21 protein-coding genes are annotated in these 26,317 nt (G+C 65.6%); 7 read left to right on the forward strand and 14 right to left on the reverse strand.

Translation table 11 applies throughout. From position 1 onward, the window contains the following. Nucleotides 1–83: 83 nt before the first annotated feature. The 12 genes from AC1DGP_RS14925 to AC1DGP_RS14980 form a co-directional block, all read right to left on the reverse strand. A complete protein-coding gene (locus tag AC1DGP_RS14925; RefSeq protein WP_441506376.1) occupies nucleotides 84–1,493 on the reverse strand; it encodes a polysaccharide pyruvyl transferase family protein in 1,410 nt (469 codons plus the stop codon). Next, a complete protein-coding gene (locus tag AC1DGP_RS14930) occupies nucleotides 1,490–2,668 on the reverse strand; it encodes a glycoside hydrolase family protein (RefSeq protein WP_441506377.1) in 1,179 nt (392 codons plus the stop codon). The genes AC1DGP_RS14925 and AC1DGP_RS14930 overlap by 4 nt, the downstream gene beginning before the upstream one ends. Next, complete coding sequence (locus tag AC1DGP_RS14935) at nucleotides 2,668–3,873, reverse strand: polysaccharide pyruvyl transferase family protein (RefSeq protein ID WP_441506378.1); 1,206 nt, start codon at nucleotides 3,871–3,873, stop codon at nucleotides 2,668–2,670. Before AC1DGP_RS14935 ends, AC1DGP_RS14930 begins: the two co-directional genes overlap by 1 nt. Before the next feature lie 41 nt (nucleotides 3,874–3,914). Further along, a complete protein-coding gene (locus tag AC1DGP_RS14940) occupies nucleotides 3,915–5,219 on the reverse strand; it encodes a glycosyltransferase family 4 protein (RefSeq protein ID WP_441506379.1) in 1,305 nt (434 codons plus the stop codon). Between the two features lie 2 nt (nucleotides 5,220–5,221). Beyond that, nucleotides 5,222–7,405: a glycosyltransferase family 2 protein gene (locus AC1DGP_RS14945; protein ID WP_441490763.1), complete on the reverse strand. Its 2,184-nt coding sequence runs from the start codon at nucleotides 7,403–7,405 to the stop codon at nucleotides 5,222–5,224. Between the two features lie 4 nt (nucleotides 7,406–7,409). Next, on the reverse strand, nucleotides 7,410–8,159 hold the full coding sequence (locus AC1DGP_RS14950) for a hypothetical protein (RefSeq protein WP_476832253.1): 750 nt from the start codon (nucleotides 8,157–8,159) through the stop codon (nucleotides 7,410–7,412). Beyond that, nucleotides 8,156–9,409 (reverse strand): glycosyltransferase family 4 protein, encoded by a 1,254-nt coding sequence (locus tag AC1DGP_RS14955; protein WP_476767593.1) that lies wholly within the window; start codon nucleotides 9,407–9,409, stop codon nucleotides 8,156–8,158. Before AC1DGP_RS14955 ends, AC1DGP_RS14950 begins: the two co-directional genes overlap by 4 nt. Continuing rightward, the gene (locus tag AC1DGP_RS14960) at nucleotides 9,406–10,239 is read right to left on the reverse strand and encodes a class I SAM-dependent methyltransferase (RefSeq protein WP_441506382.1); all 834 of its coding nucleotides are present in this window, start codon (nucleotides 10,237–10,239) and stop codon (nucleotides 9,406–9,408) included. The genes AC1DGP_RS14955 and AC1DGP_RS14960 overlap by 4 nt, the downstream gene beginning before the upstream one ends. Then, complete coding sequence (locus AC1DGP_RS14965; protein WP_441506383.1) at nucleotides 10,236–12,512, reverse strand: glycosyltransferase; 2,277 nt, start codon at nucleotides 12,510–12,512, stop codon at nucleotides 10,236–10,238. Before AC1DGP_RS14965 ends, AC1DGP_RS14960 begins: the two co-directional genes overlap by 4 nt. Nucleotides 12,513–12,574: 62 nt before the next feature. Further along, nucleotides 12,575–13,369 (reverse strand): calcium-binding protein, encoded by a 795-nt coding sequence (locus AC1DGP_RS14970; protein WP_113517019.1) that lies wholly within the window; start codon nucleotides 13,367–13,369, stop codon nucleotides 12,575–12,577. A gap of 313 nt (nucleotides 13,370–13,682) precedes the next feature. Continuing rightward, nucleotides 13,683–15,038, reverse strand: a complete 1,356-nt coding sequence (locus tag AC1DGP_RS14975; protein ID WP_441506384.1) for an HlyD family type I secretion periplasmic adaptor subunit — start codon at nucleotides 15,036–15,038, stop codon at nucleotides 13,683–13,685. Next, the gene (locus AC1DGP_RS14980) at nucleotides 15,035–16,783 is read right to left on the reverse strand and encodes a type I secretion system permease/ATPase (RefSeq protein WP_476767598.1); all 1,749 of its coding nucleotides are present in this window, start codon (nucleotides 16,781–16,783) and stop codon (nucleotides 15,035–15,037) included. The genes AC1DGP_RS14975 and AC1DGP_RS14980 overlap by 4 nt, the downstream gene beginning before the upstream one ends. Before the next feature lie 338 nt (nucleotides 16,784–17,121). On the opposite strand from AC1DGP_RS14980, the gene AC1DGP_RS14985 reads away from it, so the two are divergent. After that, nucleotides 17,122–17,742 carry a MarR family winged helix-turn-helix transcriptional regulator gene (locus tag AC1DGP_RS14985; protein ID WP_441506386.1) on the forward strand — a complete coding sequence of 207 codons (621 nt, stop codon included), beginning with the start codon at nucleotides 17,122–17,124 and terminating at the stop codon, nucleotides 17,740–17,742. A gap of 29 nt (nucleotides 17,743–17,771) precedes the next feature. Further along, nucleotides 17,772–18,929, forward strand: a complete 1,158-nt coding sequence (locus AC1DGP_RS14990) for a glycosyltransferase (RefSeq protein WP_441506387.1) — start codon at nucleotides 17,772–17,774, stop codon at nucleotides 18,927–18,929. 7 nt (nucleotides 18,930–18,936) lie between these two features. On the opposite strand, the gene AC1DGP_RS14995 is transcribed toward AC1DGP_RS14990, so the two are convergent. Further along, nucleotides 18,937–19,245 (reverse strand): hypothetical protein, encoded by a 309-nt coding sequence (locus AC1DGP_RS14995; RefSeq protein ID WP_441506388.1) that lies wholly within the window; start codon nucleotides 19,243–19,245, stop codon nucleotides 18,937–18,939. Between the two features lie 283 nt (nucleotides 19,246–19,528). Continuing rightward, nucleotides 19,529–20,680 carry an amidohydrolase/deacetylase family metallohydrolase gene (locus AC1DGP_RS15000; RefSeq protein WP_476832254.1) on the reverse strand — a complete coding sequence of 384 codons (1,152 nt, stop codon included), beginning with the start codon at nucleotides 20,678–20,680 and terminating at the stop codon, nucleotides 19,529–19,531. 180 nt (nucleotides 20,681–20,860) lie between these two features. On the opposite strand from AC1DGP_RS15000, the gene AC1DGP_RS15005 reads away from it, so the two are divergent. The 5 genes from AC1DGP_RS15005 (at nucleotide 20,861) to AC1DGP_RS15025 (ending at nucleotide 26,263) form a co-directional block, all read left to right on the forward strand. After that, on the forward strand, nucleotides 20,861–22,426 hold the full coding sequence (locus AC1DGP_RS15005; RefSeq protein WP_441506390.1) for an ABC transporter substrate-binding protein: 1,566 nt from the start codon (nucleotides 20,861–20,863) through the stop codon (nucleotides 22,424–22,426). 79 nt (nucleotides 22,427–22,505) lie between these two features. After that, on the forward strand, nucleotides 22,506–23,447 hold the full coding sequence (locus AC1DGP_RS15010) for an ABC transporter permease (RefSeq protein ID WP_069878112.1): 942 nt from the start codon (nucleotides 22,506–22,508) through the stop codon (nucleotides 23,445–23,447). Continuing rightward, nucleotides 23,444–24,304 carry an ABC transporter permease gene (locus tag AC1DGP_RS15015; protein WP_476832255.1) on the forward strand — a complete coding sequence of 287 codons (861 nt, stop codon included), beginning with the start codon at nucleotides 23,444–23,446 and terminating at the stop codon, nucleotides 24,302–24,304. Before AC1DGP_RS15010 ends, AC1DGP_RS15015 begins: the two co-directional genes overlap by 4 nt. Before the next feature lies 1 nt (nucleotide 24,305). Then, complete coding sequence (locus AC1DGP_RS15020; RefSeq protein ID WP_441506391.1) at nucleotides 24,306–25,298, forward strand: ABC transporter ATP-binding protein; 993 nt, start codon at nucleotides 24,306–24,308, stop codon at nucleotides 25,296–25,298. Then, a complete protein-coding gene (locus AC1DGP_RS15025) occupies nucleotides 25,295–26,263 on the forward strand; it encodes an ABC transporter ATP-binding protein (protein WP_476832256.1) in 969 nt (322 codons plus the stop codon). The genes AC1DGP_RS15020 and AC1DGP_RS15025 overlap by 4 nt, the downstream gene beginning before the upstream one ends. Nucleotides 26,264–26,317: the final 54 nt, after the last annotated feature.

A 26,317-nucleotide genomic window follows, 5' to 3' on the forward strand; every position in this document is an offset into this window, starting at 1 on the left:
TTCAGGCGCCCCCACAGCTTACGCGCTGCGGGGAAGCTCGCCCTCCCCCTTCAACAATCAGGGTTCAGGACAACGGGTCAGCCTCACATCCGGTGGGGAACGCCGTTCCTGTCGAGGAAGTCACGCATGCGGTCGTAGGAGGCGGCATAGCTCTTCGCGAGCGTGTTGAGCTGCGCTTCCTGATAGACGGCTCGCCACCCGCCTTCGGCGAGGGCGGACTCCGGCACGACAGGGATCTTCAGGGTCTCGGCCAGCTCCTGGCTGCGCGTGTCATAGGCGACGAGAACGCCCGGCACGCCCTGCGCCACCGCCGGCAGCACGCCGTGGACGCGGTAGCCGACCGCAAGATCGAGCCCCTGCGCAAACGCGTCATAGCGCTCGACATCGAAGAAGGTGAAAAGCTGTTTCTCGTAGATCCGGCGCATCGCCGCATCATCGGCGCCGCTCCACCAGCCGGTGTGAACGAACTCGGCCACCGCCTTCTCCATCGCCTTCTCGTCGCGCAGGAAGAAGGCTTTCTCCTCCTGCTCGCCATGCGAGGACATCACCATCTCGCTCTGGCGATCGACCTTGAGAAGCGCGGCCTTCTGGTTGCGCAGATAGGCCTCCGGGTCGGCGGTATAGCTCTTGTCCGCCTCGCGCCTGAGGCTGAAGGCGACCTTGCGGATCTCGCGCTGGTCCGGAACCCGGATGGCGAGATCGCGCTTGCGGGTCCGAAAGATCGAGGGGCAGCCGACCACCTCGACATTGCGAATGCCGTTATGGCGCAGCGTCTCGGCGCTGAAGGCGCCGCGCACGCCAATGGCGGCGCAGCGGTCGGAAACGATCTGCCAGAACCGCTTCGAGGCGTCCGGCAGTTCAATGGCGCGGTTCTGGCTCGCCTGCGCGCCGACGCCGATGGCGTAGACCGGCAGCTTGACCTTCTCCAGCACCTCGACGGCACGGAACCACTCCATCTTTTCATGGATGAAATTCGAGCCGCGGACGAAGACGTAGTCGAACTCGCTGGCATAGCGCTCGATATCGGCCTCTGTCGGATTCATGATCTTCATCGGCTCGAGATGCGCATAGCGCAGCAGCTTGAGCGTCGAGTCGAAGACGATCATGTCGCCGATGTTGAAATAGTCGGAGAGTAGCTTCTCCATCGGTGCCCGGTACCAGCGCACCTTGTCGTGCTCGTAGACCTCTCCGGCCGGGTAGATCACCAGTGCGCGCAGCTTTTTCTCGGTCGCGATCGGGGCGAGGCCCGAGCCGGGCGCGATCTTGCCGCTCTCGGCATCGAGCACCGCAATCTCGCGCGGTCGACCGTCCGCGAGCCTGGGCAGCGGGATGGTGAGCTCGGCGACGACGGCATCGCCGGTTATCACCGCGCCCGGCTGGATCGTCGCATAATCCTGGCCGTCGAGCCGCAGGCGCAGCGCCGGCCAGGCCCCATCGGGACGCCTCGCGACGGAGACGACGATCTCGTTCGTTGTGGCACGCAGAATTTTCAAGGCTGGTCCTTCACGATGTGAATCTTGACGCGGACGAGGTCGCGCTCGGGACCGAGCTTGCAGTCCTTCACCCGCATCCGGGTCATGAACAGGAACGCCTCGTCCCCGGTCGTTTCGAAATTGCGCGAGGTGGAGTCGGGGTCGGCAACCGCGCCATAGGCGTAGCGGGTCGTGTCAGCGCAGTTCTTGCTCCACATCGTCGGATGCACGACGAGCGTCTGCAGCGGCGACCAGCGCAGCAGATCCGCGGACCAGCTATAGGCGACGCGGCCGCCCGCGATCCCCTGGCTGGGGTCGGGACCGAGATGGAGCACCGCCAGATAAAGTCCGCTCGGCTCGTGCTTCGTGACGGAGCCGACCGTGGTCGGCAGTCCCTTGAGCGGCTGGCAGGGCTTCGCCTGCGACAGGTCCTCGCGATAGGGATCGACCGCGCGCACCGTGTAGTCGGTGCCGTCAAAGGCCCGCCACGAGGCGGCATCCTTGATGTCGGTGCTGCGGAACAGGCAGACGCCACCCTTCTGGCCCTCGCCGCCGGTGGTCGCGATCAGCGCATACCAGGCGCCGTCCCGCTCGATGATGTTGGACGGGTTGAAGAAACCGCGATGGCGCCCCTGGCCGACATCCTGGCGGAACGCCGGCGCGGCGACGAGCTGGCGCGGCTCTGCGCTGAAATGGCGCCCGCCATCAGTCGAATGCGCTGCCGTTACGACATTGTACCAGCAGCTCATCCTGTCCTTGAAGCGGCAGGCATTGCCGTAGCGGTCGGCATGGTATTCCGCATGCATCAGCCCGAAGACGTCGCGACCGTCGCTGGTCCATGTCGCGGTCAGCCAGTTCTTGTCGCTGAACTCGCTCGGGTCCGGACTGCTCTTGGCCTCGAAGGAGACCGAACAGGAAATCCCGATCCGGTCGAGGCTGGGGCCGGCCATGGCGCGGTTGCGGTAATTGCTGGCGAAGGCGACCACCGCGCCGTTCTGATTGCGGAAGGCCCGCAATGGCGCGTCTGGAATATGCCATTCCTCGCAGCGCTGGCGCGACCAGGCGTAGACGGTCTCCTCCGTGGCGCCGGGAACGATCTCGACGCGATAGCCGGGAGCCTGCGCAAATGACAGGTGCGGAACGGCGAGCAGCGGCAAGGCCGCCAGCGTGGCCGCAAGGATGGTGCGTTCCACCATCAGGCCACCTTTCGTTCGGCCTCGGGAATGGCGGGGGCGACCGCCGCCCTGACCGCCGGGGCGCGCATCTTGGTGTCGACCTTGTTCTCGACCAGGAAGTCGCGCATCGCGGCGTAGACCTGGGCATAGGTCGTGTTGAAGCGGTCGAACCGCGCCTGATCCCAATGCTCCTCCAGCCTGAAATCCTGGCCGGAGAAAACGTCGAAGCTCGGGATCTGGAAGGTCTCGGCGAACTCGACCGTGCGGCTGTCATAGGTGAAGTAGATCGAGGGCGTGCCGTTGGCGAGCGCCATCAGGTTGCCGTGCAGCCGGTAGCCCAGCACGAGGTCGAGGCTGCGTACGAGATTCTCGTAATCGGCAACCACGTCCGAATAGAACATCCGGCCGCGATAGAGCGCCTCCATCGCCTCATCGAGGTACCAGGAGGTGGCCCACTCGTTTCCGCGCAGCGCCGCCATCGCCTCCTCCTTCTGCTCCGGCGTTCCCAGCGCGAGTTTCTTCTCCTCGATCTCGCCCTGCGCCATCAGCGTCGCCTCGAACCGGCCCGCCAGCGACTTCACGAGGTCGCGGTGGAAGGTGAGGTAGCGCTTGATGTCCTGCGCATAGGTCGGCGAGACCTCGCGCCGCAGCGTGATGCCGACCTTCTTCACGCTGTCGAGCGCAGGCAACTTGATCGCGAGATCCGGCCTGTTGGCGCGGAACGCCGTGGGGCAACCGATGATCCGGACATTCTTGATGCCGATCTCGTTGAGAATCTCGGCCGAATAGGTGCCGCGCACGCCGAGCGAGGCGGTCGAATCCGCCATCAGCCTGAGCACGGTCTTGGTGTCCTCGCTGAGCTCCAGCTTGCCGCTGACCGGCGCCTGCGCGCCAATGCCGAAGGCGATGACCGGTATCTTTAGCCGGCGCAGCACATCAGCCGTCTGGTTCCATTCCATCTCGGCATGGACATAGTTCGAACCGCGCAGGAAGACGTAGTCGTATTCCGCGTTCAACCGGTCGATCAGCGCCATGTCCGGATTGGCGATCGGCAGGACGTCGAGCTTCTCGAAATTCAGCAGCTTCAACGAGGAGTCGAAGACGAAGGCGTCGCCGATATTATGGTAGTGGTTGATATGGCTCGCGAGATCCGCGTGCTGGTACCAGCGCACATTGTCATGGTCGTAGACCTCTCCCGATGGGATCATGACGAGGATGCGGGCCATGGTTCTGTCTCCCCTGGTTTTCGTGTCGGCTTCTTCTGGCATCAGGCGATCATCGGCGTGGCCGCGCGGCTGGCCGGAACCGGCATGCCGCGCTGCTCGATCAGGCGCTGGTAGAGCGCGATATGCTGGGCGGCGCAGTCGATATGGGTGAGCGGACGGGTGATCCCGGCGCGCAGGCGCGACCAGAGATCGGGCTCGCTCAGGGCGCGCGTCATGCAGTCGACCAGATCCTCCGAGCTGCCCGAGCGGAAATGCAGGCCGTTGACCTCGTCGACGATCTTCTCGGCCATGCCACCGATATTGCTCGAAAGGATCGGGCGGCCGTGGAAATAGGCCTCCTGGATCACGATCGGCGAGTTCTCCCACCAGACCGAGGGCATCACCACCCAGTCGACCGAGCGCATCAGGTTCGGCATCTCGTGGTTCTGGAAGGCACCGCAGAAACGCACCCGCCGGCCGGCATTCTCGACGAGTTCGGCGAACTTCTTCTTGTAGGCCTCGGGCTGGCGCTCGAGATTGCCGCCATAGACGAGCAGGATGGAATCCTCACCCCAGACGGCTTCCGGGATGCGGGTGACCGCATCGATCAGCACATCCGCCCCCTTGTAGGGCGTGAGCTGGCCGAAATAGGCGAAGCGCGAACGCCGTGCCGTCTTGTCCGGCAAGGGCCGGGGCGGTGCGACCTCGGCAACGTCGATGCCGTTCTCGATCACCGAGAAGCGATCGGCCGAGAGGCCCCAATCCTGGTAGCGCTCGGCCAGGAAGCGGCTCGGCGAGATGAAATGATCGGCGAGATTGAGCATGCCCCGGATGAAGGTCTCGCGCGCCAGGAAGCGGCCGGGCGCGATATCCGGGAAGCAGGCATTGCAATCGGTCGGCGAGGCCCGGTAGCAGAGCTTGAAAGCGCCGGTCTTCACCATCTGGCCGTGATGATGGCAGATGCTGAGATATTCGTGGAAGGTCACCACGATGAGAGCGTCGGGCAGCGTGTCCCGCACCGCGAACAGGCATTCGAGCCCGAGCCCGATGAAATGGTGGAAATGCACCACATCCGGCTTCAGGTCGCGCAGCACGCGGACGAAATCGCGCTCAATCTCCTCGGTGTTCCGGTTCGAGAGCAGGAAGTGATCGTATTCCTCGGCGTAGTAGAGTAGCTCGCCGCCGCGCTGGCGCAGGCTCATCAGTGCCGTACCGGCGTGACGCGGCGTCGGCGAGCCGACACGGGCAAGGTAATGCGCGTCGAGGCCTTCGCTTGCCTGCAGGCCCTTGTGCAGATTGTAGGAGGCGATTTCGGCGCCGCCGAGAGACAGGGTCGGGTGTCCATGGGACACGACGAGTACGCGCATCATCATCCTCGCATGTTCGAAACGGCCAGCGCCCAGCGACGGTCGAAGCTGGAGCGGTCGGCGAGCTGGGCAAGCGAGACCAGATGCGGCCGCGCCATCTCGCCATCATCGACGACGTAAACCTCGACCTCCGGCACCCAGAGCGAGGGGAAGCCGTTCATCCTGAGCTTCAGGCAGAGATCGAGGCCCTTTTCGGCCGTCGTGAAGTAGTTGCGGGCGAAGCCCCCGGCTTCGATGAAGGCGGCGCGCGACATCACACAGCATTCGGTGGCGCCGGCCGCGACTTCCATCGGACCGAGATTGCCGATCGCCTCCAGGGGATAGCCGACGAAGCGATTGAAGACACGCCGGCTCGGCCCCTCCCCTTCCATCCAGGCGCCGGCCCAGCGGATCGAGTTGTCTTCGAAAAGCAGCGTGGGGCTCGCGACGCATTGTCCGCCACGCGCCTTGAAGGCGCGCTCGAGCCGGCCAAGCCAACCGGGCATGCGGATCTGCGCGGCCCCCGAGAGTAACGCGATGGTCTGGAAGCGGCAGGCGCGCGCGCCGGCCTCCATCGCGTCGCAGGCGTCCTCGACCCCATCGACGAGCGCAAGCCGCACGGCGAGGCCGTAGAAGCGAGCAAGCCGGCGTGCCTCGGCACCGACCCGGTCAAAGCTCTCGCCGGGGACCGCGAGCACGATAGGCACCGGGCGTATCTCGGGGTCGATCGCGAGCAGGGCGAAGAGCGAGGAGAGCTCGCGCTGGCGATGGTCGAGGCCGATCACCAGCCCCAGATTCGCATCAGCCTTGAAGGCGCCGATATCGATGGTCTCGATCACGCGCGGCGGGGCGATCTCGGCGGCCTGCAAGGCGGGAGCGATCTGGCGTTCGACCACCGAGGCTGCGGTCGAGGATTTCGGATCAAGCAGCGCGAAGACGCGTTCGAGCGTCCGCCGCGGCTGGCCGCGCCCGGCCTCCAGGGGCAGGAAGGCAGGGCCGGATCCCTCGATCTCGAACTCGAGATAGAGCGGCTGGCCGGGCTCAGGCGTGAGCTTCGGTGCGAAGACGATGAAGCCGTGGCTGTTGCGCCGGCCGCCGAGCATATGGGCAAAGCGCGGATCGCCTGCAAAGGCATCGGCGACGTCCGGACGCGACACGCGTGTCCAGACGCGGTCGAGCACGCAGGATTGGCTTCCGGAGCGCAGCGTCACCGCGCTGACATGACGGTCCGGATCGAACAGCCAGCCGATGATCAGGGTGCCGGTGCCCTCCACGATGGTCGCGTCGTCGATGCCGGCCCGCACCGGCGCCTCCAGCAATGCGACCGTGTCCCGGCCATCGAAGCGCTGCGAGGCACGCCGGAGCTTGTCGGACGTCGCCTGCGGCGCGCTGCCGCGCTGCAGCCCGTCGCGCAAATGGCCGGGAACCGTGATCGGTTCGAGCAGGACATGGCGCTCATAGACATCGAGCGCGCGCCAGCCATCCGTGGCGCGGAAGAACAGCCGCTCGATCTCGCTGGGATGGCGGATCTGGCATTCTTCCAGCAGGCCGAAGAAGCCTCGCGCGCCGTCGGCAAGATCGTCGCGCTCGAAGGTTCCTGCCTCCAGAACGGCGAAGGACAGCCCGCCATGGGCGATCAGCAGCTTGGTCCGGCCTGCCGTGAAATCGGAGGTCCAGCCCTGAATGAAAACACCGTCGTCGATCGGCCCCATGACCTCGACGAAGCCGCCGGGCTTGGCGATCGACTGGAGCAGCATCGAGGCTGCGCGCAGGCGGCGTGGATTGGGTTTTCCGGCGAGCAGGATCTCCAGGAGCCCGTCGACAACCATCGGGAAAGCCTGCCCCGAATCCTCGGCAAGGCCGGCAAGGAAGGATTGCAGCGGCAGCGGCTTCGACGCCAGCACGAGGCGCAGCGGCCGGCCGGGGCGACCGAGCAGCAGGGCGCCGGAACCGGAGCGGTCGGTCGCGGGCGCGGGTGCGAGGCAAAGGAAGCCGATGGCTGCCGAGGCTTCGGCCTGCGGCCGGCGCCAGGTCAGCGCCATGGTCTCGGCCTTGTTGCGCGGATTGCCGTCGACGGCGACAGGCACCTTGCCCGGCATCGCGTCGCAGGTGCTCATGATCAGGATGGCGTTCTCGCCGAGCGGCGTCCAGGCGACGGTCGGCGCCGGGCTGATCCGGGTCTGATCGGGGACGATCACTTCACTCATCGCATCACCGGTCCAGCAGGATCAGGGTCAGGGTCACGAAAGACATCAGCGCGGCGAGCCCGGAGAGCGAGCCGAGCAGGATGGTCGCCTGCCGCATCGGGCGCTGCGCCTCCTTGCGGATCGTGACCAGGCGCTCGTCGAAGCTGCGTAGCGTCGCATCGAAACGGAGCTGGAAGACATCGAGCTCGGCCAGGCGCTGGGAAATATGGTCGGCGCGCGCGGCCTCCGCGGCCTCGTCGCGCTGTACACCGCTGCCTGCCATGCGCGTCGTCATCTCGTCGAGTTTCTCGACGAGTTCCTTCTGGGCGAGCTGCCCACGCCGGTTGAGCGCGATCAACGCCTCGACGCGATCGAAGAAGCGCGCAAGCGGCACCGCGATCGCAGCCTCGGCTGCGAGCTCGGCCGGCGGCGGCAATCTGAGCTCGAGCTCGACATCCGTGCTCGGAGAGACGCCGACGATGCTCAGTCGATCGCGGGCTGCGACCAGCGTGTCATCGAGTTCCATCGCAAAGGCATGGCGCCCGTCGCCAATGCCGTTGCGGCGAAGGTCGATGCGGCTCTGGTCGGCGACGGCTTCCATCGCAACCCGCCCATCAAGCTTGAGCCGGACCTTGAGCCGCTCGTCGGGACGGGTCTCATCCCAGATCCAGCCATGCAGGCGGTTGCCGTCGAGGGCATCGACACGGCCATTGAGGCGCGCCGGCACGACATTGGGCAGCCGCTCGGTTCCGTCGGGATCGCGCATGACCGTCATGCCGCCTCCGCGAGTGTGAGCCTGTCGAACAGCGCGAGATGCGCCGCGGTGCATTCAGCGATGGTCGGCTGGGGCCGGATGCCGTCGACGAGGCGATCCCACAGGCCCTTCTCCTCGACCGCGCGCCGCAAGGTGCGGGCAAGCTGGGCCGGATCGCCCGGGCGGACATGCAGCCCGTCGATGCCGTCCCGCACCATCTCGGCCATGCCACCGATACCGCTGGCGATGACGGGGCGGCGGTGCTGGAACGCCTCCTGGATGACGAGCGGGGCATTCTCCCACCAGATCGAGGGCATCACCACCCAATCGATCTCGGCCATCAGCTCCGGCATCTCCTCGCGATGATAGGGGCCGCAATGGGTCACCATGCCGTCCGAGGCCGCGAGCGCCGCCTCGAACTCCGCAATGAAGGCCTCGCTCTGGAACGGGGCCCCGCCATGGATGCGCACTTCGAAGCCGCGCAGGCCCGAGGCACTGAGCAGCGAGGCTGCCTTGACCAGCTCCAGCACCCCCTTCCAGGGATTGACGTTGCCGAAATAGCCGAAGCTGGCGCGGGGCCCGCGCTTGGCCCGGTGCGGTGCCGGTTCGCGAGCCGGGCGCGCGTTCTCGATGACGTCGATGCGGTCGCCCGCCAGCCCCCAGTCGACATAGCGCTGGCGCAGGAAGCGGCTCGGCGCGACGAACTGATCGACCGCTGCAAGATGGGTCTTCAGGAAGCGCTCGCGCAGCAGGAAGCGGTCGGAGCCGATTCCGGGAAAGCAGCCCCGGCAGCGTGTCGGAGAGGCCGCGGTGCAGCGCTCCTTGTCGGTCGGCCGCACCATCAGCCCGTCATTATGGCAGATCGGGTAATAGTCATGCAGCGTCATCACGATCTTCACCGCCGGCAGGAGGCGCCGCGCCAGCGTCAGGAACTCGGCCCCGATCAGCACGAGATGGTGGATGTGAATCACATCCGGCCGGTATTCCTGAAGCAGGCTGGCGAGATCCTGGAGTGTGCCGTAGTGATCGATCTGGCTGAGATAGAAGCGGTCGAAATGGCCGCTCCACAGCAGGACATCGCCATCGGTTCCGGTAGCCTGCAAGGCCGTGCCGGGATGCGCCTCACGGTGGATCGCGTTGGTCGCGCCGAGGAAGAGCACGTCGCAGCCCTGCTCGCGATAACCACCGGCGAGGTCATGAGCCAGAATCTCGGTGCCACCGGGATGCAGATCGGGATGGTTATGCGCGACGACGAGGATGCGGCGGCTCATCGGCTGCGCTCCGGCTTGGTCGCGATCAGCACGTCCTGGTAATGTGGTGCGTTGATGCCGCGCCAATGGCCGCGTCCAAGGCTCTCGACGAGCAGCCCGGCAGCTTGCGTCTGCGCGATCAGGAACTCCTCCTCGATGCCGGCGGCAGCGAGCGGTGCCTCCTCGATCGCGTACCAGCCCGGCCCATCACGCCAGCGCTTGAATTTCAGGCGTTCCTGTCCCGTCGGCTGCCCGTCAATGGCGAAGGCGGTCAGGAACAGGCGTCCGCCCGGCGCAAGCAGGCGGCAGGCCTCCTTGAGGTAGACCGTCAGTTCCTCCGGCGGCAGATGCGTCGCCACAGAGACCATCGTGATGAAATCGAAGCTCTGGTTCGCGAAGCCGAAAGCGACTTCGGTGCCGGGCAGCGAACCCTGCGGATTGTAGAGGGGATGAGCGATGTCGAGCCGCTGAAAGCGGAAGCGTGGGTAGACCGGCGTGATCGTCTGGGCACACCAGAGGATGCCGTCCATCACGGGGTCGACGCCGTCATAGCTCGCTTTCGACGGATCGAGATACTGCGTCAGCGGCACCGCCATGCGGCCGATGCCGCAGCCGATGTCGAAGACCCGCTCCGTCGGCTTCAGGCGGCCGATCCGGACGTAATGGCCCAGGAATTCCGCGCCGATCTCGCGGTAGTCGCCGTCACCGACAAAAATGTTCTCGGCCGGCGGATGCGGCAGGAAGCGGTTGGTACGGATATGGTCGAGCAGCCAGTCGAATTCCTTGCCGGGGGGGCTGAGGATCGCGCCCGGGCTGGGCTCTATGGGACGCAGTGCCAGGGTCGCCGTCATGCAGCGCTTGCCCTCCTGAGGACGGTGCGGGGAAGAATGTCGGGATCGCGCGCGGGCGCGGCCTTGCGCGGCAGAGCCGATTCATCGGCCATCAGCGCTTCGATCTGGGCGTCCCAGCGGCCCGTCTGCAGCCAGGCATTGTGCTGCGAGGCAACGCCGCGGGTGTAATCCAGGCTCTTGGAGATCGACTGGCGCTCGAGATGGTAGAGCGCGACGGACGGCACATACTTGATACCGAAGCCGGCCTGCCGGATCTTCAGGCAGAGGTCGCTATCCTCGTAGTCGCCGATGACATAGCTGTCGTCGAAGCCACCGACCTCGTTGAAGAGCGCACGCGGCAGCACGATGCAGGCACCGGTGACGCCGGGTACGAGCCGCTCGACATTGGCGGGCCGATAGCTGCCCGGCATGCCCTTGAAGTAATGATGGTTGAGCCAGACGCCGTGACGGTCCCGCTTGAAAAGGAGGCCGGCATGCTGCAGCGAGCCGTCGTCATAGAGCAGTTTCGGCCCGACTGCGCCGACACGCCCGCGCCGGTCGAGCTTGCGCGCCAGCGCGGGCAGCCAGCCGGCCTCGCTCGGGATCACATCCGAATTGACCATGGCGAGCACATCGCCACGCGCCGCCTCGGCCCCGGCATTGCAGGCGGCCGAGAAACCGCCATTGCGGCCCATCACCACGAGCTGGATCGCCAGGCCATAGGCAAGGTGCAGGCCGCCGAGCAGATGCGCGACCTCAGCCTCATGCTCGGGGGAATCGAGCACATAGATCAGCTCGGCCTTCTCGACGAACCAGGGATCAGCCGCAAAGGCTGACACCTGGATCCGCAGAAAGTCATAGACCCGGTAGAGCGGGACCACGACCGAGACACTCGGCCGGTCCGGCAAGGAGCCGATCGTCCGCACACGTGGCTCCGGCAGGCTGTCGCGCAGCGCGGACTGGCACGCGGCAAGCACGGGAGCGAGGCTCTGCTGCAGGATTTCAGCCGTGAGATGCTGCGGCGGGATCGAGGCCAGGGCCCGGGCGCGGATGGTCGCAATGTCGGCGGGCTGCGGCGCCGGGCGCAGGAAAAGCGTGGTCCCCGATCGCAGCTTCAGCTCGCAGCGCGGCTGCAGGACAGGAGCGCCGCCGGCATAGTCGGGCACGAGACCCAGGAAGCCGGTCACGGCTCGGTTGTCGCCGCCGGGCTCTGCCATCACGGCCGGGAACCGCGCGATCCGGTCACCGATCGGGCTCGGCGCGCCGGTGCTGCGGTGTATGAGGATCTGATCGAGCAAGCCGTCCAGGTCGCGGTACCAACCACCGAGCAGCAGGCCGGCAGAGGTCGAGACGGCGAGATCGAGCTCGGCCGAGGGCAGGTCGTCGTGACGACGGACGCTCTGGACCGGCAAGGGCAGTCGCCTCTGCATCTCGATCGCGAGCAGGCGCCCCTGTTCGGACTGGCCGGCCAGTTGCTCGACGAGCCAGCTGCGCAGATCGTCGCGCTCACTGGCCTTCCCGGCCCACCAGCGGCCAAGCGTCGGCGCCGTGGCGCGCTCGGGAAGGGCCCGGACGATCAACCCGACATCGCTTTGCAGGACGAGCAGCCCCGCTCCGCGCGGCTGGGGCTCATCAAGGACTAGGTGCAGCGAGCGGCGGGCACTCCGGTCAGGTTTGCCGAGCCTCGGATTCGCAGCGATACGCGTCAGGCTTGCGGGGCCGAGCCAGTATGCCACCTTGATCGCGTCGAGGCGCCCGGGCACCGAGGATTCAAGAAGGATCTTGCCGTCGGGCAGCGCAGCGACCGGCAACACAGGCGTCGGTTTGCGGGAAAGTGCGAGCAGGAACTGGCGCAAGAAGGCGAGATAGGCGGTCGTCTCCCGCAGGTTGAACAGGGTTGGCCAGGTCGCGATCAGGGCGTTTGCCAGGGCAATCCTCGCGGCCGGCGTCAGCTCGCGCAGAATCTCGGGCGCCTCCGCCATTGCATGCACGAATTCGGGATCGAAGGAGACGGCCTGATCCGGACCGAGATTGCCACCGGACAAGGTCGCGACGATCTCGTCATGGCCGGAATGCCGGAAGACAGAGACGATCCGGGTGCGCCCGTCGCCTAGACCCAGCGTCAGCGAGGCGGAGGAAACGCGCCGCTCCCGGCTTGCCAGCGATACGACCTGCCGATCAGCGAGCGGTCCGTCGAGGCTCCAGCTCAGCAGGAACACGGAACCACAGAGCCGCAGCAACTCGGGATTGGAGTTTTGGTCTCCGACCAACTGGGTCGTCGTGATCGTCAACATGGCTCAACTTCCGACGTGTCAGGGTGCGACGCCGGCCGGGAGTAGCCGGCGTCGCGAGGTCGTTACGCGACGGTGAAGTAGGAGTTCGGATCGCTCTGGACGTCCTCGGCGGTGACGCCGACGAGAGTGAGCGAATCGCCGTTGCCGAGATCGACAACCGCATTGCCGTTGACCGTCGTCGTCCGCGCGGCGAGGTCGTCTGCCGAGGTAACGCCGGTGCCGTTGATGTCGGAGGCGATCTGCAACATGTCGTGACCGGCATCGAAATCGAGCACGAGATCGTTGCCGCCGCCCCCTTCGAAGACGAAGACGTCGTTGCCGGCACCGCCGGACAGGATGTCGTTGCCCTCCCCGCCGAAGAGCAGGTCGTCGCCCGAACCACCCTGGAGGATGTCGTTACCCTCGCCGCCCATCAGGACATCGTTGCCCGAGCCGCCCTGGAGCAGGTCGTTGCCGAGACCACCCTCGAGCACGTCATTGCCGGAGCCGCCCTGGAGGATATCGTTCCCTTCGCCACCGATGAGAACGTCGTTGCCGGAGTCGCCCTGCAGCAGGTCGTTCCCCTCRCCACCCATGAGCACGTCATCCCCCTGGCCGCCGGAGAGCAGATCATTGCCCTCGTCGCCGGAAAGGACATCGTCGCCTTGACCGCCGAAGAGGATATCACGCCCCTCGCCACCGAAGATGACGTCATCGCCTTGGTCGCCGAAGAGGACATCGTCGCCGTCTTCGCCGAACAGGACGTCTGCTCCATGGCCGCCCTTGACGACGTCGTCGCCGGCACCGGCATGAATCACATCGCTGAACCGTGTCCCGATCAAGAAGTCGTCGAACGCGCTGCCTTCTATCGTGGCCATAGTCACCTCCTGGAAATGAACTGAGGCGCCCCGAGGGTCTCGGCGCGCATTCGCCAAAACACCTCGCAAAACGGCGCCGCCCCAATGACGAGCAGATGGCTCGTCATTGCTCAACGGAGTTAAGCCTACCGAATATGTGCGATGCAGCAAGAGATTTGTTGTGACAATATTATGGCGTGAAAAGATTTACTGGCGTTAATTCTCTAATTGCCAGGCGTTATACATTGAATGAATTTCAAAATTCGAAATATAAATCGAAACGTATTCTTACTTTGCTGAATTCACTATGAAAATTCACACCGGCCGCCCCTGTTCAGTCCTCGCGGAATGCCCGGTTGAAGCTCTCGGCGAAGGGGGCCAGCAGATAGTCCACGGCGCGCCGCGAGCCGTTCACGATCAGGACCTCTGCGGCCATGCCGGCATGAAGGGTGACCTTGTTCTGGGCGAGACTCTCTGGCGTGATCTCGGCCCGGACAATGAAATAGGCGACGCCGGACTTCTCATCGACAAGCTGGTCGGCAGCGACATAGGTCACCTTCGAGATCAGCGGCGGCATCAGCCGCGCATTGAAGGCGGTCAGCCGCACCCGCGTCTCGGCACCGAGCTTGACCGAGTCGATGTCACGCGGATCGACCTTGGCCTCGACGATCAGGGGCTCGCGCTCGGGCACGATGTCGAGAATGGCCTCCCCGGCGGCAATCGCACTTCCGGCGGTCCGCGCCCGGATATTGGCGACGATACCCTCCTGCGGGGACATGACCACGAGGCGGCGCAGCACGTCCTCAGCCTGGACGATGCGCTCGACTACCTCGGACAAGGAGAGCTGGCTATCCTGCAGATCCTTGGCGATCTCGTTTTGCCGTTCGAGGCCGAGCGAGGTGATCTCGAGCTGCGCGCCTGCGACCGCCTGCTCCGCCTTGGCCTTGCGGGCCGCGGCCTCGCCACTGCGTCCGGCAAGCTCGCTCTGCTTGGTCTGGAGTTCGACAAGCTGGCTGCGCTTGGCATAGCGCTTCTCGTAGAGGTCCCCGACCACGCGGACCTCCTCGTCGATCAGGCTACGCTGAAAGCGCGTCGCCTCGATCTGGGCCTGAAGCGCCTCGGTCTCGGCCTGATGCTGCTCGATGACACGTTTCTGGATGCTGATGCGCCCGTCATAGACCTGGGTGCGCGCCTGGAAGAGCTTGCGTTCCGCTCTGATCACCTCCTGCGCAATCGGCGTTCCGGCCATCTTGAGATCATCGGGAAAGTCGATCTCCGTCGCGTTGTTCTGCTCGGCGCGCAGCCGGGCCAGCCTGGCCTCGAAGCCGACGCGCTTGCCGTGGAGCTGCTGCAGCTCGGCGCGGGCACGTGCATCCTCGAGCCTCAGCAGGGGCTCATCCTTGACGACGCGGTCCCCTTCAAGCTTGAGCAGCATCTTCAGGACGCCGCCTTCGAGATGGCTGACGGTCTTGCGCTTGCTGTCGACCACGACGGTACCGACCGCGACGGCGGCATTGTCGAGCCTTGCCGTCACCGCCCAGGCCCCGAAGCCGCCGAAGCCGATCGCGATCGCGCTGACACCGGCCAGCACGAGATTGCGCAGCGAGGGCATCCGCTCCTCCGGCTCCTCGACGGGGGTCACCGGAATGAGCGCGCGGCTCGTGCTCATGGGGGCTGGGAGCTTGCTCATGCCGTCACCTCGCGGGGCTTGCTCATGCCAGTCTGCGACTTGGGTTCGATCTCGACGAGGCCACCAGGCGTGATCATGCCGGCGATCGCTGAACGCGGTCCGAACTGAGCGATCCTGCCCTCGCGCAGCACCAGGATCTTGTCGACGATCTGCATCACCGAGGGGCGATGCGCGATCAGGATGACCATGGCACCGCCCTCGCGCGCGGCATTGATGGCGCGAATCAGGCTCTGTTCGCCTTCCGCATCAAGATTGGCATTGGGCTCGTCCAGCACCAGCAGGCGCGGCGCGCCGTATAGCGCCCGGGCAAGGCCGATACGCTGGCGCTGGCCGCCCGAGAGCTTGAAGTCGCCGTCATTGACGTTCGTGTCGTAGCCGAGCGGCATGCGCCCGATCAGCTCATGCACGCCGGCAGTCCGAGCGGCCTCGAGAATGGCCTGCGGCTCCGGAATCCGCATCCGGGCGATATTGTCGGCGATGGTACCGTTCAGCAGCGAGACCGATTGCGGCAGATAGCCCACCATGGCGCCGAAGGAGGCGCGCTCCCAGAGATAGACATTGTGACCGTCGAGATAGACGCCGCCGACATTCGGCTTCAGAACCCCGACGAGCAGCCGCGCCAGAGTCGATTTGCCGGCTCCGGACGGGCCGACGATGCCGAGCACTTCGCCCGGCGCCAATGAGAACGAGACACTCTTGATGACGGTCTGCTCTGCCCCGGTCGGAGCGTAGACGACGCGGTCGATCACCAGATCGCCCTGGGTCGGTGGATTGGCGGTGGTCTGGCGCCGTGACGAGCCGAGCAGCAGCAGATCGCGCACGCGCTTCCACGCGGCGGCCGCGAGCACCCATTGCCGCCAGTCGGATATCATCGAATCGAAAGGCGCCAGCAGGCGGCCGAGCAGGATGCTCGCCGCCATCAGCGTGCCCACCGAGACTTCGTTCCTGATGATCAGCGTGGCACCGGTCGCATAGATCGCGAGCTGCATCGTCATGCGCGACGCGCGGGTCACCGCTGCAATCAGCTTGCCGCGGCGCGTGCCGAGATCGAGCAGCTCGATCATCGCCACCTGTTTGCCGCGCCAGCGCCTGGCCAAAGCCGGCAGCATACCCATGGCCTCGATCGTCTCGGCGTGGCGCAGGCTGGCGCCGACATCGTTGATGCTGGCGACGCCTTCTTCGTTGGCCTCCTTCAGCACACGGCGCGTCAGCACGTCGGAGAGCACGCCGAGCATCAGCAATATGATCAGCGAGATCGCGCCGACGAGCCCATAAACCGGGTGGAAGGCAAAGAGCACGGCAAGGAAGATCGGCGACCAGGCCGCCTCGAGCGGCGTCGCGATGGCCGAGCTCGCGATGAAATAGCGGATATCGTTCAGGTCGCGAATCGCCTGGGTGGCCTGGGCCGAGCCCTGTTCGAGCGAAGCACTGACCGCCGCTTCCAGCGCCGGCAGATTGAGGCGCCGGGCGAAGCCGCTTGCCATGGTCTGGAAGGTCAGGGAGCGAATGAACTCGATGGCACCATAGAGAACGAGACCAGCGATCGCGATCACCAGCAGCATGGTGAGCGTGTCGAAGCTGCGGCTGACGATGACGCGGTCCTGCACCTGCACCATGAACATCGGCACTGTCAGCAGCAGGATGTTGACGCAGAAACTCAGGAAGGCCGCATAGGCAAGGCCACCGGCAAAGGAGCGCTGCAGTTCACGGATCAAACCATCGGGCGCCGAAGCTGCGACCTTCATTCATATCTCCGTTGCAGAGGGTCCGGATCGGCCAGGGTGACGGCCAACCATCAACCATGAAATATCGCCAGCAGGGACACGATCGAATACTAGCTTGTTGCGCTAGGCGTGTCGTTATGATGACAGATAAAGAATCGAATATCTGCGATTATTAAAGAGGAATATGGCCAAAAAACGCAATACTTTGAATTTTGAAACAGTTTATACATATCAAAAAATTGCTACAATCTTAGTTTCCACATATCGCCGATGGCATGTGCTTTGCGTATAGGCTATTCCACTCCAGAAGGGGTTTTCTTCGGGCGGGGTGCCCATTTTCAAACCAGGCGGAGTAGAGAATGCATTCGAAACCGCAATACGGCGCCCAGTTCCTGGGTGCCGCAGTCAACGGCCAGCCCGGCCGACCAGAGCGGAGAACTGATTCGGACAATGGAATTTCGAGGAACACCGTCACCCAGCTCGACCTCGCCCGCCTGATCGACAGGGTCCACCGGCGTTTTCTCGACTATCTGCGCCTGGAGTTGACCCGGCTGGGCGTCGATGATGTTTCGCCCTCGCAGGTGATGGTTCTGCTGACGATCGGCACTGGGGAGATCGCGGTGCGCGACCTGCTCGACCGTGGCTATTATCTCGGCTCGAACGCCTCCTATAACCTCAAGCAGCTGGTCGAGAGCGGCTATCTCGAGCGCGGCGCCTCGCCGCGTGACCGGCGGCTAGCCCGAATCTCGCTGTCCCCCAAGGGCCAGCTTCTGGTCGAGCGCCTCAAGCAGCTCGATGAGAGCAATCAGTTCGGCCCGAGCCAGGATCTCGATGTCGAACCGGACATGCGGACGGCCTACGACACCTTGCGGCGTCTCGAGCAACTCTGGAGCGACGCCCTGCGCTATGGAGGGGTTCTGCTGGCGTCATGCGCGTCTTATTCGTTCATCGTTCAGGATCTGGTCAATTCGCTCACCTGATCGGGCGCCTCCTCGGCGACGGCGCCGAGGTGACGCTGGTCACGGAACATGCGGAAGCCGTCCGTCCCGGGCTGCGCCAGATTCTCTACACCGTCAGCGGACCCGTAACGGCGAGCCCCAGCCTCGCCGCGACGGAATATCACGTCAGGACAGGCGAAGCCGTGGCCTCCGTCCTGCGGCGACTGCCGCGCAATGAACGACCCGACGTCATCATCGGCCATACCGGCTGGGGTGGGCTGCTCTTCGCGAAGGACGCGCTGCCAGCCACGCCGGTGATCGGCTATTGCGAGTACTATTACAACGATCGGGACTCGGATTTCGATTTCGAACCCGCGGACGAAGCGACGGACGCAGAGCGCATGCGGCTGAGAATGCGCAATGCCGCGCAACTCCTGACCCTGCAGGCCATCGACGCCGCCTATACCCCAACGCGCTGGCAGCACCGGCAATACCCTGCCAGCATCCGCGACCGGATCGCGATCTGCCATGACGGCATCGATACGCAGCTATGCCGGCCGAATGCGGAGGCCAGTTTCACGCTGCCCGATGGCGAGGTGATTCGCGCCGGCGACGAGATCGTCACCTTCGCCGCCCGCGACCTTGATCCCTATCGCGGCTATCCGCAATTCATGCGCGCCGCCGCGCTGGTCGCGCAGGCAAGACCCGATGCCCGCTTCATTGTCGTCGGCGGGGATGGCGCAGGTTATGGCCGGCCGCGTCCGGATGGGCAGCTCTGGCGAGATGCGATGCTGCAGGAAACCCGGCTTGGCGAGCGCCTCGTTCACATTTCCTGGCTGGCACATCAGGAGCTGCGGCGACTGTTCCAGGTCTCCGCGGTTCATGTCTATCTGACTGTGCCCTTCGTGCTCTCCTGGTCCCTGCTGGAAGCGATGGCCTGCGGCTGTATGGTCGTCGGCTCACGCACACCGCCGGTCCAGGAGGTGATTACCGACCGCCGCAACGGGCTGCTCGCTCCGTTTCACGACGTGCCGGCCCTGGCAGCCACGATCGTGCAGGCACTCGAACGGCGGGGCGAGCTCGAGGGCCTGCGCTGCGCGGCACGGGCGACAGTGCAGGCGAGATTCGAACTGGAAAGCTGCCTCGACCGACATATGCGCCTGATCGAGAGAGTGGCGGCACAGGGCGATCCCACGGGGACGGAGATGCCCTGGGTCGAGGCCGGCTGAAGCCGCGCTATTGCACCATTTGATCAGGGCCGCGCTGGAAGGTCATGGCCTCGGTGATCAGGCGTCCGCGCCGCATCGGCTTCACGCCGGCCTCCTGCCAGCCATCGGCCATCATCAGCCGCGCCACCATCCTGTGAATGCGCTTGAGATGGGTAGCGGGATCGCAGGATAACCAAGTTCCGCAGGTTTCTTCGATGAGTGTGACCAAAGGCTCGAGAGGAGGATCCCCCTGCTCGGCTGCGTATTGCAGGGCCGCATAGCCGGTCGGGGAGGAAATGATCTCCCAGACTTCGAGCGGTTCAGTTCCCCTCATCATGGCTGCCGGCCTTTCCGTCTGCCCGGCAGAACCGGACCTATTACTACCGCGAGTAGAAAATCCTGCGTCCGGCCGCCATCGGATGCAGAATGCAGAACTATACTACCGTTTCATTGAGGAAGGAAAGTGCCGGGCGTCGTTCCGCGAGCTCCTGGGCCGACGAATCCGGAGGGAATGGACCGCCGCGAGCGCGTCGTCCGCGGCATCAGGCCGCCGTCACAGCCGCGCAACAGCACCAAGCTCCCCGGGAGCGAGGCCGTGCCGCATCTCGAGGCGTGATGCGTCAGCCCACCTGCCTCGTCTCTTGGCAAGCCTCCCAGAGGCGGCCGCCGATCACGATCCCCGCCGCCGTCAGGCGCTCGGCGCCCCGCAGGATCGCGCCGGTCGAATCGCTATAGTCGAAGGCCCCGGCCTCAAGCGACAGGATCGAGATGTCTGCGATCGTCCCAGGGGCAAGCGTGCCCAGCTCCGGACGCTCGATCGCCTGCGCTGCATTGACCGTCGTGCGCCTGATGACCTCGTCCAGCGGCATGCCGAGGCAGAGGAACTTTGACATCGTCGTCGTCAGATCGAAGGCCGGCCCCTCGATGCACAGGGCATGGACGTCGCTGGAGATCGTGTCCGGAGCAAAGCCGTTGGCGAGCATGGTGCGGGCGACGTCGAAGGAGAACGAGCCCATGCCATGGCCGATATCGAAGATGATGCCGCGCTCGCGCGCCGCACTGACGGCCGGCAGCACGCCGCCATCGCGCGTCACGGGCGAGTTCGGGAACGGCCGGAAGCAATGGGTCAGCACATCGCCGGGGCGCATCAGGGCGAGCACCTGCCCGAGCGTCGGAGGCGGGTGATCGATATGCACCATCATGCGCATGTCGAGCCGCTCCGCCGTCTGGCGCGCGATTTCGAGCGGGACGAGACCGGCAGTACCTGACACGTGATGGCCGACGCGCACCTTCAGACCGGCGAGCACATCGCGATTGGCCTCGGCGACCGCGAGGGTGTCGATCGGCGCCAGCAGGCGCTGGTCACCACTCTCGCCGACCATGATGGTCTTCGAGAACGCATAGATGCCGGCAAAGGAGATGTTGAGATAGGCAATGATTCGCACGGGGCAGGTGTCGATGACATGCCGGCGGAAGCCATCGAAATTTCCGGCACCGGCACTGCCGGTATCGACGAGCGTGGTGCAGCCGCGGCGCGCGAGGATCAGCGGGTCGACACCCAGCGACGTCCCGCCCCAATAGACATGAGTGTGCAGGTCGATCAGGCCGGGCGTGACGATCCTGCCGGAAACATCGTGGATCTGCGGAGCGTCCAGGCGCGGCGCCAGGGCTGCAATGCGTCCGTCCGCGACACCGACATCAAGAACCGCATCGATGCCCTGGCCGGGGTCGACAACCCGCCCGCCGCGCAGAACCAGATCGAGAGAGGACATTGGTTACCCCTGGGTCATATGGAATTTAATTACAGAGCCAGATAGAAGTATCAATCACTTCGGCGCAAACTCACCCTTATATTGCCATGCAGCATGAAATTTGGCGATTGACAGATGCCATTTGCGTAATAAATTTTCATCACCCTCACAATAGGCAACGCGAACGGCAGGGAGAGGCCAATGCGGAACCGCGATCACAATCAGAATTCTGTCACCCGGCGCGGACTGGGCGTCCTGGCAGCGGCCCTTGGCGCCTCGGCTGCGCTGATGCCGATGGCGGCCATGGCGCAGAGCGCATCCAGCGCCAATCTCGCCATGGTCGGCGAGCCGCAGTCGCTCGATCCGATGGCGTCGACCGCAGATCTGGTCGGAACGATCATGCAGCACGTCTACGAGCCGCTGTTCACCTTCGATGCGAACTGGGCGACGCAGCCGATGCTGGCGGCAGCACTGCCGACGGTGTCCGCGGACGGCAAGACCTACACGATCGAGCTGCGCAAGGGCGTGAAGCTGCATAACGGCCGGGACCTCGATTCCGAGGACGTCGTCGCCTCGCTGAAGCGCTGGCTCGAGATGACGCCGCGCGGCAAGGGTCTGGCTAAGAGCATCGCGAGTCTGACCGCCAAGGGCCCGTCGACCGTCGAGATCCAGCTCAGCAAGGTCGAGCCGGCGCTGCTCGCCCATCTGGCGCTGCCCTCCGGCTTCGCCGCGATCATGGCAAAGGAATCGATCGCCACCCCGCTGACCGAATTCGTCGGCACCGGCCCCTACAAGTTCCGCGAGCGCAAGCCGGACCAGTTCGTCGTGCTGGTGAAGCATGATGGCTACGCCTCGCGCAGCGAGCCCGCCTCGGGCTATGCCGGCAAGCGCGAAGCCAAGATCGACGAACTGCGCTTCATCCCGGTGCCGAGCGCCAATACCCGCGTCGAAGGCGCCATCGCCGGCCAGTATCAATTCGCCGACCAGCTGCCGGTCGAGAGCTACAAGAAGGTCTCAGCCGCGAGCGGCACGCGCCCCGTGCTGACCATGCCCTTCGGCTTCCCTTATTTCCCGACCAACACCAAGCAGGGGCCGATGGCCGACCTGAAGGTCCGTCAGGCCTTCCAGATGGCCCTCGACCTCGAAGAGGTGATGATGGCCGGCTTCGGCGAGCCGAAATTCTTCGCACTGGCGGCCGAGCATTTCCCGAAGGGCTCGCCGTTCTATTCGGAGGCCGGCAAGGACAAGTACAGCAAGCCGGACGTCGCCGGCGCCAAGAAGCTGCTGGCCGAGGCCAAATATGACGGAGCGCCGCTCCGTATCCTCAACTCGAAGCAGTATGATTTCCATCACCGCATGGCGCTGGTGATGGCCGAACAACTCAAAGCCGCCGGCTTCAAGGTCCAGCTCGATGTCGTCGACTGGGCCACCCTGGTCCAGCGTCGCGGCGACCCGGCGCTGTGGGACATCTACATCACCCACTCGGCCTTCCTCCCCGAACCGATGTTGTCTCCACCGCAACTCGGCGAAGGCGCTCCGGGCTGGTGGTCGAGCCCGGCCAAGGAGGCCGCGCTCAGCGCCTTCAACAACGAGCCCGACCCGGCGAAGCGCGGCGCGCTCTGGGGCAAGGTCCAGCAGGTCGTCTATGACGAGGTGCCTTATATCCGCGCCGGCAACTTCGCCGCACTGGCGGGAGCCTCGCCGAAGCTGTCCGGCTATGCGGCAATGCCGTGGCCGTCCTTCTGGAACGTCGCTCTCGCCAAGTAAGGCGCAAGCTTGATGTGGCGGGGTGCGTTCGCGCGCCCCGCCACAGTCGTATCCGCTTCCCGCGAAAGGAGCGCATCCGGTGCTCGCACATATCGGACGTCGCCTCGCCGGCCTGCTGCTGGTCCTCTTTCTCGTTGCCGCGCTGGTCTTCTTCCTGACGCGGCTGGCGCCCGGCGACCCCGCGGCCCTGATGCTCGGCGACCAGGCGACGCCGGAGGATGTGGCGCGCCTGCGCGAGGCTTACGGGCTCGACAAGCCGCTCCTGCTGCAATTCGTGCTCTGGCTGAAGGAATGCGCGACCGGCAATCTCGGCCAGTCGATCTTCCTGCAGCAGCCTGTGACCCAGGCGCTGCTGCAGCGCGCCGAGCCGACCTTCTTCCTCGCGATGTTCTCGCTCGCCATTGCCGCGGCGATCGGCATCCCGGCCGGCATCGCCTCCGCGGTCTGGCGCGGCCGCCCGATCGACCAGGCGGTGAGCGGGCTCGCCATGCTCGCGGCCAATATCCCGAGCTTCTGGCTCGGCCTGATCTTCATCCAGCTCTTTGCCGTGCGTTTCGGCTGGTTCCCCGTCGCTGGCTATGGCGCGCCCGACGCCTCCTTCTTCGAGCGGCTCCAGCACCTGTTTCTGCCATCCGCCGTGCTCGGCGTCGTCAACTCCGCCCTCATCACGCGCTTCACCCGCGCCAGCATGCTCGATGTGCTCGATGCCGATTTCGTGCGGACGGCACGGGCGAAGGGCATCTCGGAACTGCGCGTGGTGCTGCGCCACGCCTTCGGCAATGCGCTCGTCCCGATCATCACCGTGCTCGGCCTGACGCTCGCCCTGCTGATCGGCGGCGCGATCGTGACCGAGACCGTGTTCGGCCTGCCCGGCGTCGGCAATCTCGTCGTGTCGGCGGTGCTGCGCCGCGATTATCCCGTGATCCAGGGCGCGCTTCTGGCGGTCGCGGCGATCTACGCACTGATCAACCTGGCGATCGATGTGATCTACACCCTCGTCGACCCACGGGTGCGCCAATGAGTTCCGCCGTGACCTCAGCTCCGACACTTCTGTTCTTGCGCCGGCTCTTCCGCCGCAAGCTGGTGCTGCTCGCAGCCGTGATCCTCGTGATTGCCTTCGCACTCGCCCTGCTGGCGCCCTGGCTCTCGCCGTTCGATCCTGCCTCGATGCGCATGGCAAGGCGCTTGCGCCCGCCCGGCGAGGTGAACTGGTTCGGTACGGATGAGCTCGGCCGCGACGTCTTCTCCCGGGTGATCTGGGGAGCGCGCGCCTCACTGGGAATCGGGCTTGCCGTCGTCGTGATCTCGATCTCGATCGGGGCCGCGCTCGGCCTCGTCGCCGGCTATTTCAAGCGCGCCGACGCCGTGATCATGCGCCTGGTCGATGCGCTGATGTCGCTGCCCGACATCCTGCTCGCCATCTTCCTCGTCGCGGTGCTCGGCGCCTCCGCGGGCAATGTCGTGCTAGCGCTCGCCATCGTCTACACGCCGCGCGTCGTCCGCGTGATCCGCGCCTCGACGCTGGTGGTGCGGGAACTGCCCTTCGTCGAGGCGGCACGCGCACTCGGCGTCTCGATCTGGCGCATCCTCTTCGTGCATGTGCTGCTCAACGTCGCCTCGCCCCTCCTGGTGCAGGCGACCTTCATCTTCGCCTATGCGGTCCTTGCCGAAGCCGGGCTGTCCTTCCTCGGCGCGGGTGTGCCGCCGGAGACGCCGACCTGGGGCACGATGATCGCGTTGGGCCAGCAATATGCCGAGGACGCATTCTGGGTCGTCGGATTTCCCGGTGTCGCGATCGTTCTGGTCGCGCTCTCGCTGCAGATCGTCGGCGATGGCCTGCGCGACATGCTCGACCCCAAGCTCAGAAAGGCGCTGTGAGATGACCGCGCCCCTTCTCGCCATCGAAGATCTCGCCGTTTCCTTCCGCACCGAAGAGGGCGAGGTGACGCCGGTGCGCGGCGTTTCGCTACAGATCTCGGAGAACGAAACCGTCGCGGTGGTCGGCGAGTCCGGCTCCGGCAAGTCAGTGACGAGTTTCGCCACCATGGGCCTGCTGCCACGCCCGTCGGGGCGGGTCTCGCAGGGCCGCATCCTGTTCCGTCGCCGCTCCGGCGATACGATCGACCTCGCCACCGCGCCCCGGGCCACCATGCAGGCGCTGCGCGGCGCAGAGATCGCGATGATCTTCCAGGAGCCGATGACCAGCCTGAACCCCGTGCTGACCGTCGGCGAGCAGATCGCCGAGGCGGTGCGGCTGCATCTCGGCTATGACCGGCGCAAGGCCTGGGCTCACGCCGTCGAGATGCTTGGCCTCGTCGAAATCCCCGATGCGGCGCGCCGCGCCTCGGACTATCCGCATCACATGTCGGGCGGCATGCGTCAGCGCGTCATGATCGCGCTGGCGCTCTCCTGCCGGCCGGCCCTGCTGATCGCCGACGAGCCGACCACGGCACTGGACGTCACGATCCAGGCGCAGGTGCTGACACTGCTTGACCGGCTGCGGCGCGAGCTTGGAATGGGCGTGCTCTTCATCACGCATAATCTCGGCGTCGTCGCCGAGATCGCCGACCGCGTGACGGTGATGTATGCGGGCGAGGTGGTCGAAAGCGCGCCGGTTCGGGACCTCTTCAACGCACCGCGCCACCCCTATACGCGCGCCCTGCTGGAGTGCATGCCGTCGCGCGCAATCCAGGACGCAAGCGGTCGGCGCGTCGTGCGCTCGATCCCGGGGCAGGTTTCGCGCGTCGAGCGCGGCTGCGCCTTTGCGCCGCGCTGCGCTGATGCAACGCCTGCCTGCTCCATCGAGGCCCCCATGCTGGAGAATGATGCGGGGCGGCAGACACGCTGCCTGCGCTGGAGGGAACTTGCATGAGCACGGAACCGCTCCTCACGATTGCAGGCCTTTCCAAGAGCTTTGGCAAGGCACCCCACCTGGTGCGCGCCGTCAACGACGTCAGCTTCTCGCTGGCGCGCGGCGAAGCGCTCGGGCTGGTCGGCGAATCCGGATCGGGCAAGAGCACGATCGGCCGGCTTGCGCTGCGTCTGATCGATGCATCGGCAGGTCAGATCCGTTTCGAAGGACAGGACATCACGGCAGCGCCGGAACGCCGGTTGAGACTGTTCCGTCGCCAGGCGCAGATGGTGTTCCAGGACCCCTATGCCAGCCTCAATCCGCGGCTGCGCGTCAGCAGCATCGTCGGCGAGGCGCTCGATGCCCATGGCCTTGCGCGCGGCGCGGCACGCAAGGCGCGGATCGCCGAACTGCTCGAACTCGTCGGCCTTCCCGCCGCACATATGGAGCGCTACCCTCATGAGTTCTCCGGCGGCCAGCGGCAACGCATCGGCATCGCGCGGGCTCTCGCCGTCGAGCCGAGACTGATCATCGCCGACGAGCCGGTCTCGGCCCTCGATGTCTCGGTGCAGGCACAGGTGCTGAACCTGATGCAGGACCTGCGGCGGCGGCTCGGCCTGGCGATGCTGTTCATCTCGCACGACCTCGATGTCGTCGAGCTGATGTGTGACCGGATCGCCGTGCTCTATCTCGGCCGCATCATGGAAATCGGCTCGACGAAGCAGGTCGCCCGCCATCCGCGCCATCCCTATACGCGGGCGCTGATCGCCGCATCGCCGAGGCCTGACCCGGACGCGCCGCCGCGCGAGCGCATGCTGACCGGCGACATCCCGTCTCCGCTCGCTCCGCCCTCCGGCTGCGTTTTCCGCACCCGCTGCCTGCACGCGACGGAGCGTTGCGCCAAGGAGGCTCCGGTCCTGCGCGGGACGGGATCGGAACATCAGTTTGCCTGTCATTTCGATATCAGCCACAGTCCGAGCGCATGACAGACATCGTCCCTGCTGACGCAGCCGGCCGCCCCAGCGGCCCCGACGATTCGA

Source organism: Allobosea sp. 05T433 (assembly GCF_056396065.1).